Annotated in this window: 12 protein-coding genes and 2 pseudogenes; all 14 read left to right on the top strand. The window is 37.5% G+C overall.

Annotation, left to right across the window (positions count from 1 at the left end):
* Positions 1-125: 125 nt before the first annotated feature.
* Positions 126-602, top strand: a pseudogene (gene pgi, locus QM867_RS04725) (glucose-6-phosphate isomerase); the annotation flags it as partial.
* Positions 603-731: 129 nt separating this feature from the next.
* On the top strand, positions 732-2,192 hold the full coding sequence (gene gltX / locus QM867_RS04720; RefSeq protein ID WP_414315256.1) for a glutamate--tRNA ligase: 1,461 nt from the start codon (positions 732-734) through the stop codon (positions 2,190-2,192).
* A gap of 694 nt (positions 2,193-2,886) precedes the next feature.
* Positions 2,887-4,101 (top strand): pyridoxal phosphate-dependent aminotransferase, encoded by a 1,215-nt coding sequence (locus QM867_RS04715; RefSeq protein ID WP_045762715.1) that lies wholly within the window; start codon positions 2,887-2,889, stop codon positions 4,099-4,101.
* A gap of 253 nt (positions 4,102-4,354) precedes the next feature.
* On the top strand, positions 4,355-4,939 hold the full coding sequence (locus tag QM867_RS04710; RefSeq protein WP_414315255.1) for a DUF2625 family protein: 585 nt from the start codon (positions 4,355-4,357) through the stop codon (positions 4,937-4,939).
* A gap of 620 nt (positions 4,940-5,559) precedes the next feature.
* Positions 5,560-5,819: pseudogene (locus QM867_RS04705) on the top strand (GlsB/YeaQ/YmgE family stress response membrane protein).
* 85 nt (positions 5,820-5,904) lie between these two features.
* Positions 5,905-6,468 (top strand): alkaline shock response membrane anchor protein AmaP, encoded by a 564-nt coding sequence (gene amaP, locus QM867_RS04700; protein ID WP_153224847.1) that lies wholly within the window; start codon positions 5,905-5,907, stop codon positions 6,466-6,468.
* A gap of 11 nt (positions 6,469-6,479) precedes the next feature.
* The gene (locus QM867_RS04695) at positions 6,480-6,650 is read left to right on the top strand and encodes a DUF2273 domain-containing protein (protein ID WP_060955197.1); all 171 of its coding nucleotides are present in this window, start codon (positions 6,480-6,482) and stop codon (positions 6,648-6,650) included.
* Positions 6,651-6,661: 11 nt separating this feature from the next.
* Positions 6,662-7,279, top strand: a complete 618-nt coding sequence (locus QM867_RS04690) for an Asp23/Gls24 family envelope stress response protein (RefSeq protein ID WP_153224848.1) — start codon at positions 6,662-6,664, stop codon at positions 7,277-7,279.
* Positions 7,280-7,316: 37 nt separating this feature from the next.
* Complete coding sequence (locus QM867_RS04685; protein ID WP_248034801.1) at positions 7,317-7,523, top strand: CsbD family protein; 207 nt, start codon at positions 7,317-7,319, stop codon at positions 7,521-7,523.
* Positions 7,524-8,140: 617 nt separating this feature from the next.
* Positions 8,141-8,755 (top strand): YesL family protein, encoded by a 615-nt coding sequence (locus QM867_RS04680; RefSeq protein ID WP_414315254.1) that lies wholly within the window; start codon positions 8,141-8,143, stop codon positions 8,753-8,755.
* Positions 8,733-10,406: a sensor histidine kinase gene (locus QM867_RS04675; protein WP_414315265.1), complete on the top strand. Its 1,674-nt coding sequence runs from the start codon at positions 8,733-8,735 to the stop codon at positions 10,404-10,406. The genes QM867_RS04680 and QM867_RS04675 overlap by 23 nt, the downstream gene beginning before the upstream one ends.
* 2 nt (positions 10,407-10,408) lie before the next feature.
* The gene (locus QM867_RS04670; protein ID WP_075229747.1) at positions 10,409-11,695 is read left to right on the top strand and encodes a response regulator transcription factor; all 1,287 of its coding nucleotides are present in this window, start codon (positions 10,409-10,411) and stop codon (positions 11,693-11,695) included.
* 61 nt (positions 11,696-11,756) lie between these two features.
* The gene (locus QM867_RS04665) at positions 11,757-12,284 is read left to right on the top strand and encodes a hypothetical protein (RefSeq protein WP_049548206.1); all 528 of its coding nucleotides are present in this window, start codon (positions 11,757-11,759) and stop codon (positions 12,282-12,284) included.
* Positions 12,285-12,355: 71 nt separating this feature from the next.
* Entirely contained in the window at positions 12,356-12,820 is a 465-nt protein-coding gene (nrdI, locus tag QM867_RS04660) for a class Ib ribonucleoside-diphosphate reductase assembly flavoprotein NrdI (RefSeq protein WP_414315253.1), read from the top strand.
* Positions 12,821-12,837: the final 17 nt, after the last annotated feature.

The following is a 12,837-nucleotide window of genomic DNA, read 5'->3' as shown; positions in this document are numbered from 1 at the left end:
AAAGTCCAGGCTTCTCGGTCTAAATTAGAAAAAATAGATGACGCAGTGGTTGATTGGCAAGTCAATCAAACTAGCCAGTCAGTGTAAGGGAATTTCCAGCAGATGCATCCACAAGGGGTGCTTGAACAGAAGGGAAAGACCAAAAAGGTATCTACCCAACTTCAGCTAACTTCTCAACAGACTTGCACTCATTGGGTCAATTTATCCAAGAAGGAACTCGTATCATGTTTGAAACAGTTGTCCGCGTTGACAAACCTCGTAAGAACGTGATCATCCCTACTTTGGAAGAAGATCTTGATGGACTTGGTTACCTTCAAGGAAAAGACGTTGACTTTGTAAACAAAAAAGCTACTGATGGTGTTCTTCTTGCCCACACAGATGGTGACGTGCCAAACATGTACGTGACTCTTCCTGAGCAAGATGCCTTCACTCTTGGTTACACGATCTACTTCTTCGAATTGGCAATTGCCCTTTCAGGTTACTTGAATGCCATCAACCCATTTGACCAACCAGGTGTTGAAGCCTACAAACGTAACATGTTTGCCCTTCTTGGTAAACCAGGATTTGAAGAATTGAGCAAAGAACTCAACGCTCGTCTATAATAGAATAAAAAAGAGTGGTTTTCCACTCTTTTTACTTTTTCTCGAAAAGAGAAATTGGACTCTGGCAAGACTTGTGATATAATATAGAGAGCAAAAAGGCAGACGCCTAGAGACTTTATAGGAGAAGATATGTCAAAAGATATTCGTGTGCGTTATGCACCAAGTCCAACAGGACTATTACACATCGGTAATGCCCGTACAGCATTGTTTAACTACTTGTATGCACGCCACCATGGTGGAACTTTTATCATCCGTATCGAGGATACTGACCGTAAGCGCCACGTTGAAGATGGAGAACGTTCACAGCTTGAAAACCTTCGTTGGTTGGGCATGGATTGGGATGAAAGTCCAGAGACTCATGAAAACTACCGCCAATCAGAGCGTTTGGAACTCTATCAAAAATATATCGACCAATTGCTTGCTGAAGGGAAAGCCTACAAATCTTACGTCACTGAAGAAGAGTTGGCAGCTGAACGTGAACGCCAAGAAGCAGCTGGTGAAACACCTCGTTACATCAACGAATACCTTGGTATGAGCGAGGAAGAAAAAGTAGCTTATGTTGCAGAACGTGAAGCCGCAGGTATTATCCCAACTGTTCGTTTGGCAGTTAATGAATCTGGTATCTATAAGTGGCATGATATGGTCAAAGGTGATATCGAATTTGAAGGTGGCAATATCGGTGGGGACTGGGTTATCCAAAAGAAAGATGGCTACCCAACTTACAACTTTGCCGTTGTGATCGATGACCACGACATGCAAATCTCTCACGTCATTCGTGGAGACGACCACATTGCTAACACACCAAAACAGCTCATGGTCTATGAAGCTCTTGGTTGGGAAGCACCAGAGTTTGGTCACATGACCTTGATTATCAACTCTGAAACTGGTAAGAAGTTGTCTAAACGTGACACCAACACCCTTCAGTTTATCGAAGATTATCGTAAGAAAGGTTACCTGCCAGAAGCAGTCTTTAACTTTATCGCTCTTCTTGGTTGGAATCCTGGTGGGGAAGACGAAATCTTCTCTCGCCAAGAACTGATCAAACTTTTTGATGAAAACCGCCTTAGCAAGTCTCCAGCAGCCTTCGACCAGAAGAAACTTGACTGGATGAGCAATGACTATATCAAGAATGCAGACCTTGAGACTATTTTTGAAATGGCAAAACCATTCCTTGAAGAAGCAGGACGTTTGACAGACAAGGCTAAAAAATTGGTGGAACTCTACAAACCACAAATGAAGTCAGTTGACGAAATCGTTCCATTGACAGATCTCTTCTTCTCAGACTTCCCAGAATTGACAGAAGTAGAACGAGAAGTCATGGCTGGTGAAACAGTCCCAACAGTTCTTGAAGCTTTCAAAGCAAAACTTGAAGCCATGTCAGAAGATGAGTTTGTGGTAGAAAATATCTTCCCACAAATCAAAGCAGTACAAAAAGAAACAGGTATCAAAGGGAAGAACCTCTTCATGCCTATCCGTATCGCTGTTTCAGGAGAAATGCATGGTCCTGAATTACCAGATACCATCTACTTGCTTGGACGTGAAAAATCTATCCAACACATTGAAAAAATGTTGGAAGAAATTGCGAAATAATCTGGCGGAATTAAATTTCGTTCTAGATATTTGTAGAAGTAAAAACTGAGAGAATCACCTGGTTCTCTCTTTTTTATTGCCAAAGCAGAATCATATTCAATTAATACTCTTCGAAAATCTCTTCAAACCACGTCAGCTTTATCTGCAACCTCAAAGCCGTGCTTTGAGCAACCTGCGGCTAGCTTCCTAGTTTGCTCTTTGATTTTCATTGAGTATAAATTTTTAAGTGACGCTTTAAAAAGAGTTCTTTTTATATGTACTTATTTGAAAATGCAAAAGTTTTAGTGTATAATACTAAGTGACAGGGCAAGGGAAAGAAGTCAGTGATATGGTAAAATTCTTTACAAACAGACTCGAATTAGCCCAGACATCGTCTATGTTGTTTGTTGAGTCGACTTATTTTTTCTTTGCGTTTTGCTGGACACAGGAAGAAATTCATGAGTTCATGCAACTATCATCCATAACGATGCCTTCGTTTTCGATTCGAAGTTTATATGCGAGACTTTAGATTTAGATGTATGTCTTACTAGAGGTGCATATTTTTCTCTTTCTTCTCCCAAAAATAGAAAGAAATCGACCTTGCTCTGTTTACCTTGCGTTAAGCAAGGTTTTTTTGTGGAATAGTAGTGGGCGATTTACGATTTTTCTATCAAGTGGTATAATATTAACTATCCTGATGAATTGAGGAACTCAAATGAAAGAATTTAACAAATCAATCAAATTAGAGCATGTGGCTTATGATATTCGTGGACCAGTTCTTGAGGAAGCCATGCGTATGCGAGCAAATGGAGAAAAAATCCTCCGCTTGAATACAGGGAACCCAGCTGAGTTTGGTTTTACCGCACCAGATGAGGTTATCCATGATTTGATTATGAATGCGCGTGATAGTGAAGGTTATTCAGATTCAAAAGGTATCTTTTCAGCCCGCAAAGCAATTATGCAGTACTGTCAGCTCAAAAAATTCCCAAATGTAGGTATTGATGATATCTATCTTGGAAATGGTGTTAGTGAGCTGATTGTTATGTCTATGCAAGGTCTTTTGGACAATGGCGATGAAGTCTTGGTTCCAATGCCTGACTACCCGCTTTGGACAGCTGCAGTTAGCTTGGCTGGAGGAAATGCAGTTCACTACGTCTGTGACGAAGAAGCTGAATGGTATCCAGACCTAGATGACATTAAGTCTAAGATTAGTTCAAATACTAAGGCTATCGTTTTAATCAATCCAAATAATCCAACGGGAGCCCTCTATCCCAAAGAACTCTTGTTAGATATTATTGAGATTGCTCGTCAAAATGACTTGATTATCTTTGCGGATGAAATCTACGACCGTATGGTTATGGATGGCAATGTCCACACACCAGTAGCTAGTTTGGCTCCAGACCTTTTCTGTGTCAGCATGAATGGTCTGTCTAAATCTCACCGTATCGCTGGTTTCCGTGTGGGTTGGATGGTCTTGTCTGGACCTAAACATCATGTAAAGGGCTATATTGAAGGTCTCAACATGCTTTCAAACATGCGCCTTTGTTCCAACGTCTTGGCTCAACAGGTTGTTCAAACTTCACTCGGTGGTCACCAATCGGTGGACGAATTACTCTTACCAGGTGGTCGTATCTACGAGCAAAGAAACTTCATTTATAATGCCATTCAAGATATCCCAGGTTTGTCTGCGGTTAAACCTAAAGCGGGTCTTTATATCTTCCCTAAAATTGATCGCAATATGTATCGTATCGATGATGATGAACAGTTTGTTCTTGATTTCTTGAAGCAAGAAAAAGTACTTTTGGTTCACGGACGAGGCTTTAACTGGAAAGAGCCAGATCACTTCCGTATCGTTTATCTGCCACGTGTAGATGAGTTAGCCCAAATCCAAGAAAAGATGACCCGTTTCTTGAAGCAGTATCGTAGATAAGAACGAACTAGGTTTCGAGTACAATCAGCAAATTTTATCTCAGAGAAATCAAATGTTTTGATGATTTTAACATTGTTTCTCTGAGTTTTTTCATGTTTTTAAAAAATGTATTGATTATCTGCAATATCCTGAGAAGTTTGAATTTGTTGATTTAGATAATGAAGTATCTGCGATTGAGCTTCTTTAATGTTGTGCATATAAATAAAAATGAAGCAAGAGTGTAAAGTTGAATGGGTTAGGGTAGACGAATAAAATGTTAACTACGAAAAAGATTATTGCGGAATTTGAGGAAAGTTCTAATGATATTAAATTCCTTGAATTTAACAAAAAACTAACGGATAGTATAGAAAGACCACAAGAACTGAAGTTTATCTTAGAACATTTTTCTTATGTAACTGTGAATGGTTATTTAAAAATCTTGGGGAATGATTCAGAGAATGGATTCAGCTACTGTAATGAATTGTTTTCAAAATGTTATAACTCGAATCGTTGTTTGATAGCTTACGATATCTTGGGTGGTCTATTTGCAATAAATATTGAAAAATTAAATGCAATAGAATATTTCGCTCCCGATACATTAGAATGGGAGGATTTGGAGATAGATTATAAGGACTTTTTATATTGGGTGACGACAAATCAGTTAGACACATTTTATCAAGAGCTGATAGTATCAGATTTGTTCACATTAGATTTATCGCTTGAATCAAATGAAGTTGTTTTGACCTATCCTTTTATTTGGTCAATGGAGTACACTCCATCAGGTGCAGCTAGAAAAATAGTCCCTTTTAAAGAATTGTTAGAAATGAATGCTGATTTTTATAGACAGTTAAGGATGTGATAAATAAAGGGTTTAATGCACTAAAAAGATATTTGAAATTAGTATGTACAGTAAAATAGTATTAAATGGGAAATAATCATTAATGTAAACTGTTATTATTAAAGGCTTCCAAAGCAAAAAGCTTTTTTGTATAAATGTGTATTACGAATGTGTGACTGATAGACAAACATTAAAATATATGATAAACAAAAATAGAAAAAAATTAAAAGGAGAATCCTTATGTCAGTAATTTCATCAGTGGTCCTCACATATTGCTTGACAAAAGAAAAAGGCAAATAATGTAGATAACAAATCTCACAATGAAATGAGGTCGGGCAAAAAGTCTTTAAAATAAAAGTATATTATCAGGTGTTTAAAAACCTTGATTTAACAAGATTATTGAATTTTAAAATTTCGATGTATTGCAATAAAAATTAACTGAAAAACTACATTTTTTGTGAAATAAATTAGATGTTCGGATATATAGAAAACGCTCTAGTCATATTGTCTAGAGCGTTTTTGTGTTGTTTTAAAATTTATTAAAGCACATATTCGTGAGCATATAATTTGAGTGCGCTCTCATATTTTGATATACTATATTCAACCCAGATATATTGAGGTTATGAAAGGAGGCGCATATTATGTTGTGGTCCATTATTGTAGGAGGCTTTATCGGCCTTGCAGCAGGGGCAATCACTAAAAAAGGTGGCTCAATGGGAGTAATTGCTAATATATTTGCTGGTTTAATCGGTTCATCAGTAGGTCAATCACTCCATCAGTAGGTCAATCACTCCTTGGCACTTGGGGACCATCACTAGCTGGTATGGCTATCATCCCATCTATTGTTGGTGCAGTGATTGTAGTTTCTGTGGTATCGTTCTTTTTGGGTAAAAAAGGTTAATGTTTTACTCGAAAGCAGACTATAGTTTTTAATTTATAATGACGGGTAAAGCTATGGTTTGTTGCACTAATTGAAAGGATTTTATATGTCAAAATCAAAGAAAATATTATTGTTTATTTTCTGTATTTTAATCTTGACAATTTTCCTTCCTATTTTGATAGATTACCACCAGGTTAGTGATTTAGGAATTCAATTGACTAGCTGGCGACAGACATCATTTGAATATTATCTCGCTAGATATGTATTTTGGGGGCTTCTAGGCCTGTCTATCTTAGTTTTATTATGGATGTTAGTAATCCTGTTTTATCCTAGACAATATCTGGAAATAAAACTTGGAACTAAAGACGATAAATTAAAACTAAAAAATTCAGCTATTGAAGGGTTTGTTCGATGTTTATTGGATGAACACAAGATGGTCAAAAATCCCAAAATTCAGGTACATACTCGGAAAAAGAAATGTTTCGTTTATGTAGAAGGTACAGTTGTTCTTTCAGATAACATTGCTAACAAATTTGAAGTAGTTCAAAACGAAATTACTCAAGGATTGAAAGAATTCTTTGGTATTGATCGAGAGGTTAAACTGGAAGTTTCAGTGAAAGAATATGACCCTCAAAAAGCAGCTAAGAAAATTGTTAGTCGTGTAAAGTAAGGAAGTAAAAAATGGAATGGTTTAAAAAATATCAATACCCAATTCTATGTGGTGTAGTAGGTATTATTCTAGCTTGCTTCATCCTATCCTTTGGTTTCTTTAAAACGATGTTTGTTTTAATTTGTGGAGCTTTAGGAATTTGGTTGGGATACTATGTACAGAAGAATTATTTAAATAAATAAAGGAGTTTCATATGTCAAACGTAGAAAAAAATGTAACTGAAAAACAAGATGTTGTTTCTAAAGATGTTCGAGGAGAATTAACTTACGAAGATAAAGTTATTCAAAAAATTATTGGTCTTTCACTAGATAAAGTCCCAGGACTATTACATGTTGACGGCGGATTCTTCTCAAATCTTACAGAAAAAATTGTTAACACTAACGATGTAACACACGGTGTTAACGTTGAAGTTGGTAAAGAACAAGTAGCAGTTGACTTGAACGTTATCGTAGAGTACAGAAAAAACGTTCCAACTCTATACAAGGAAATCAAAGACGTTATCGTATCAGAAGTTGCGAAAATGACTGATCTAGAAGTAGTTGAAGTTAACGTTAATGTTGTTGACATCAAAACTAAAGAACAACATGAAGCAGACTCAGTTAGCCTTCAAGATCGTGTAACTGACGTGGCAGAATCAACAGGCGAGTTCGCGTCAGAACAATTGTCTAGAGTGAAATCTGGTATCGGTTCAGGTGTCGCAGCAGCACAAGAAAAACTTGGCGAAGGTGCTGAATTCGTTCAAGAAAAAGTTGGCGAAGGCGTTGAAACTGTTAAAGACGCTACAGCCAAAGCAGAACCACGTGTTCACTAATTACTAATTTAGAAAAAAATAAAAGGAGGACATACTTATGTCTACAGAAGAAAAATTAACTCAAGCAGCAGGATCTGTTAAAGAAGGCGTTGGCAAATTGATCGGCGATAAAGAACTTGAAAACGAAGGAGCTGCTGAAAAAGTTGTTTCTAAAGTTAAAGAAGTTGCTGAAGATGCAAAAGATGCTGTAGAAGGTGTCGTTGAAGGTGTTAAAAACATGCTTCATAAAGATGATGCTAAATAATAAAATTTAGGTAATCTTGCTATTTTTCTCGAAAACACTCCCAGTTAGGGGGTGTTTTTGTTATTCGTTTTTATCAATGCACGTTTTATAGAGAAAAAAGAATACAGGACAAACAAATTCCTGTATTCTTAAAATAACTTAGAACAGATATGATAATGAAACGAATAATAAGATTATAGTGCAAATTATTTTTACGATTTTTACATATTGTTGTTTGAACAATTTATCAGAGAAAAGACTCAATCCAAGCACAATAAAAAACAAAGTAGTTCTTAAAATAAAAATAGTCATGGTCCCTACTCCTTTCGTTATTTTGTTAATCCAGTAAATAAGTTGAATAGTAAGTATTTAATCTGCAAATATGTTTATCTTTTCCGAAAACTCCTTGGTCATTAATAGGTATCTCTATCTTTATTATAGCACAAATAACATTATTCAACAATTATATTTATCCTTTATAAACTAACATTTGGCCATTTGACAAGGATGGATACCTGCTCCGAACTTGCTTATAAAAGGTAGCAAGTTCAACTCTCACTGCCTTTTCTTTCCTCCTATTTTTGAGAGAGCTTGAAATATGTTATAATAGTTCTAGATTATTTTTTAGGAGGCAAACCGTGGGAAATTTTATTGAGCTAGTCTTTCATCGTTTCTTTTTGGGGATGATAGCTACAGCTTATTTTTGGTTATTGACACTAGCAGGAGGTGTGATTTTTGGTATTGCGCCAGCTAGTGCGACTCTCATGAGTTTATTTGCAGAACACGGCTATTCTTACCGTTCTTATCGTTTAAAAGAGGCTTGGACTCTCTACAAAAGCATTTTTATCAAAAGCAATCTGAGCTTTTATACTTTTTTGGGACTCGATTTGCTCTTGATTTATGGTTTATATCTGATGGTTCAATTGCCGCATCAGACTATTCTCCACTTGGCAGCAACTTTTCTAAATATCTTTCTGGTTGTTTTGGTATTTTTGGCCTATACGGTATCTTTAAAATTGCAGGTTTACTTTGAATTATCCTACAAAAATACTCTAAAGCTTGCCTTTATCGGAATTTTTATGAGTCTGTCAGCCATGGCTAAGATTCTTCTTGGAAGTGTCTTGTTAGCCATCATTGCCTTCTACATGCCGGCTCTCATCATTTTTGTGGGAATTGGAATGTGGCATTTCTTTATTAGTGATTTATTGGAGCCCGTTTATGAAAACATTCATGAAAAATTGGCGTCCAAATAGAATGAAACAGTTTTGGCTTCATTCGCTCCTTCGAACCTATAGCTGGGTGATGATTGTTATCATTGCCAGTTTTGCCCTTTTGATTTCCTATGTAAACTGGGATAATCGCGAAAAAGAAGCGGAGCATGTTTCCCAGCGGGTTTTAACACGGACAGTGAGTGAGGTTGAATATTATTATCGTGAGTCAGCTCGTTTAGCTCAAGATTTAGTAGAAAATCAGGCACGCATCGAAGGGATTTATAAGTACTTTAGCCTCAGCACCCCCGATTATTTTTATTGGCAACTAGAGCGTAAGGCATCGCCTTATATTTCGGTATCCATCTATGAAAATATCGATGATCTCTATGTGCGCAATGATTTTGTAACAGGCGTAGCCATCGTTTTACAGGATTCGACAGAAGTTTATGTCTCCAAAAGAGACAATCGTAGTGGCTATAAACTACCTGCTGAAGGTTTCAAGCCAGAAGCTAATAGTTTTGCCATCCCAGTATCGGACCCGGTATCAGACCTGCCTTTAGGTGTGATCTACATTTCTGTGACTTCTGATGTTTTTTATAAGGCTATTGATAATACCAAAGGAACCATTCCCATCGCTGTGACCATTACTTCCCCTTTTGAAACGGATATGTTTCATCTGGGTGAAAAAAGTGATCGTGAAAATTGGTTGCTTGCTGTAACATCGCATGGCTATCAGGTTCAAGTAGCTGTGCCTAGAGATTATGTACTTAGTGGCAGTATGGCTAGTTCAGGCATCATCCTTGCCCTCAGTGCCCTCTTTATCGTCATTTTATATGCGACTTTGAAGAAGACATTCTCCAAGTATCAAGCACAAGTTGTTGACCTAGTGGAGACAATCCATGATATTGCGCAGGGAGAACAAGGCAAAAGAATTGATCTTAAGAAGAAAGATCAGGAATTACTTTTAATTGCGGAAACGACAAATGATATGTTGGATCGACTAGAAAAAAACATTCACGATATTTACCAGCTGGAGCTTAGTCAAAAAGATGCCAATATGCGAGCATTACAAGCTCAGATTAACCCGCATTTTATGTACAATACTCTCGAGTTTTTACGAATGTACGCAGTCATGGCAGATCAGAACGAATTGGCAGATATTATCTACGAATTCAGTAGTCTCTTGCGCAACAACATCTCTGATGAACGAGAAACGACGCTCAAGCAAGAAGTAGAGTTTTGTCGCAAATATAGCTATCTCTGTATGGTTCGCTATCCCAAGTCAATCGCCTATGGCTTTAAAATTGATCCCAAGCTAAAAGAAATGCGGATTCCAAAATTCACCCTCCAGCCCTTGGTGGAGAATTATTTTGCCCATGGAGTTGATCACAGAAGAACGGATAATGTTATCAGTATCAAGGCTTTGAAACAAGAGGGCTATGTCGAAATTTTAGTGGTGGATAATGGTCGCGGGATGTCTGCTGAAAAATTAGCAGAAATTCAAACTAAATTAGCCCAAAGAACGTTTGAACACACAGTGGATTATAGTGGAAAACGACAGTCCATCGGGATCGTCAATGTTCATGAACGTTTTGTTCTCTATTTTGGGGACCGCTATAACATTAGTGTAGAATCAATGGAACATCAAGGTGTTCGTTATCGAATTACTATTCAGGATGAGGAGAAAGGATAAAGATGTATAAAGTACTATTAGTGGACGACGAGTACATGATTACCGAAGGTCTCAAGCGTTTGATTCCTTTTGATAAATGGGATATGGAAGTCGTCGCTACAGCCAATCATGCTGACGACGCTCTTGACTATGTCCGAGAACATCCTGTGGATATTGTGATATCTGACGTCAACATGCCTGACAAAACAGGACTTGAAATGATTCAGGAAATGAAGGACTTGTTGCCAGATGCTTATTATATCCTACTATCGGGCTATCAAGAATTTGACTACGTCAAAAAAGCTATGAATCTCAGCGTGGTTGATTATCTGGTTAAACCAGTCGATAAGGTCGAGCTGGGACATTTACTTGAAAAAATCGTCACTCAACTTCGTGAGAAGGTTCAAGAGCCAGAAATCTTGAGCCAGCAATTAGATGAAGAAGCATTCAAGACTCATCTCACACAAAAAGAAAACTGGTGGATCGGGCTTTCAAAAGAAAAACAAGGGGATTTTGTCATTCCCTACTATGTTCTAGGTCAGGACTGGCAAATAGTCCTTGCAGATCAGGAATTTGAGGGTTTGCTAGTCATGCCTTTTGAAGCTCCTTATCAAATCAACTTTGAAAAGTGGAAGCGTGATGTTGAAAAGACTCTCTTTTATGGTTCGGTCAATTTAGATCAGTCTGAAAGTCTCTTTTCTTACTACGAACCTATCTATCGAGTGATTATTCAAGGAAATCTCCAGCAAATTATTGATGAATTGACCTTGCTTGAGAAGATCGTCCTTGAAAACACACCGAGGGTATCTATCACAAAGCAGCTCTTTACCCAGTTTGTCATGGATGTTTTCCATCTTTTTGAACATTTGAAAGCAGACGATATGACAGATATTGTCAAGAACATTCATGCTATAACAACTTTTGAGGATTTAGTCGCTTATACCAAGGAAACCTTGACATCATTCTTCGGCCAATATCGAATGAATGAAAATGTGGTCAGTGTGCTCGAGGTCATTGGTAGAGACTACCAAAAAGAGCTTTCTCTTAAGGATATCAGCAAGGATCTCTTTATCAATCCCGTTTATTTGGGTCAACTAATCAAGAAGGAAACCAATTCCACCTTTGCAGAGCTTCTCAATAAGCAACGCATCAAGGCGGCCCAGCAACTCTTGCTATCTACAAATGATAGTATCGAGGATATCTGCTATACGGTTGGATACAGTAATGTAGGTTATTTCTATAAGGTTTTTCGAAAACTGTGTGGGAAGTCTCCTAAAGCCTACCGTAAACAGGTGGAAACGAACTTGTAGCAGTTGTTCTCCTTCGGAAAATATGCTATAATAATAAAAAAATTATGAGGAGGTTACTTTTATGAAAAAGAAACCAATCTATCTGTGGGTATTACTGATTTTTTCAGCCTTACTCTCAGCAATGTCGCTATTTGGAATCATATCTCCAGTACCTACTGCGGATAGTGTGAACAACATTGAAAAGTTAGGTGGAGATGCTACTTATGCTAAGGAGTTCGTTGATTACACCATTAAGGTATCGGAGCATGGTCATTCTGTCTTCAGCATTCTCTTGGTTGTCTTATCTGTTATTCTAGTTGTTGTGGCTTTGGTTTTCCTTATTCGTAAAAACATCCAATTGGCTAACTACACTTATCTTGCTTATGTCTTCGTTGCCATCGTTGGTTCTATCTACAACTTTATCGGCGTTCAGGATGCGGTTTCACTTTTTACAGACCCTAACATCCGTATGGGAGCGGAGCTTGGTGCCAAAGGTTCTGCTATTTTTGGGGTTGTACTCAATGTTATTTTCCTAGCAATCGTCTTCTATAAGATGTGGCGTCAGCAGAAAGAATTAACAGAAGCTCAAGAAGAGGAAGAACTAGCCTAAGAGTTGACAAAGCATAACTATCAAGATACAATCTTGGTAGTTATTTTTTATGATTCAAAAAGGAGGAGAAAATGAAAAAAATTTCCTTAGTCTATATCAGTCTGAGCGGAAATACGGAGAGTTTCGTTACACGTCTGAAGGCCTACCTGTTAGAACAGTATGAGAACATTGAAGTAGAAAAAATTCATATTAAAGATTTGGTCAAGGAAGGGGAAGACTTCTTTGAAATGACCAACCCATATGTGGCTTTCCTACCGACTTATCTAGAAGGTGGCAATGGTGTTGATAATGGTGATGTGGAGATTTTGACCACTTCAGTAGGTGATTTTATCGCATACGGTGACAATGCCAGCAAGTGTTTTGGTGTTGTAGGATCCGGTAATCGTAACTTTAACAACCAATACTGTTTGACGGCTAAACAATACAGCCAACGCTTTGGTTTCCCTGTTCTAGCTGACTTTGAGATGCGTGGAATGCTGGGAGATATTAAAAAGGTTGCAGGGATTATTGCGGACTTGTATGAGTTAGATAGTTAAGAAGTGTGAGGAGTCAA

Source organism: Streptococcus infantis (assembly GCF_047463635.1).
GTDB classification, from domain to species: Bacteria; Bacillota; Bacilli; order Lactobacillales; family Streptococcaceae; genus Streptococcus; species Streptococcus infantis_W.
The sequence above is the reverse complement of the archived record's forward strand: the minus strand, read 5'-3'. Positions and strand labels throughout refer to the sequence as shown.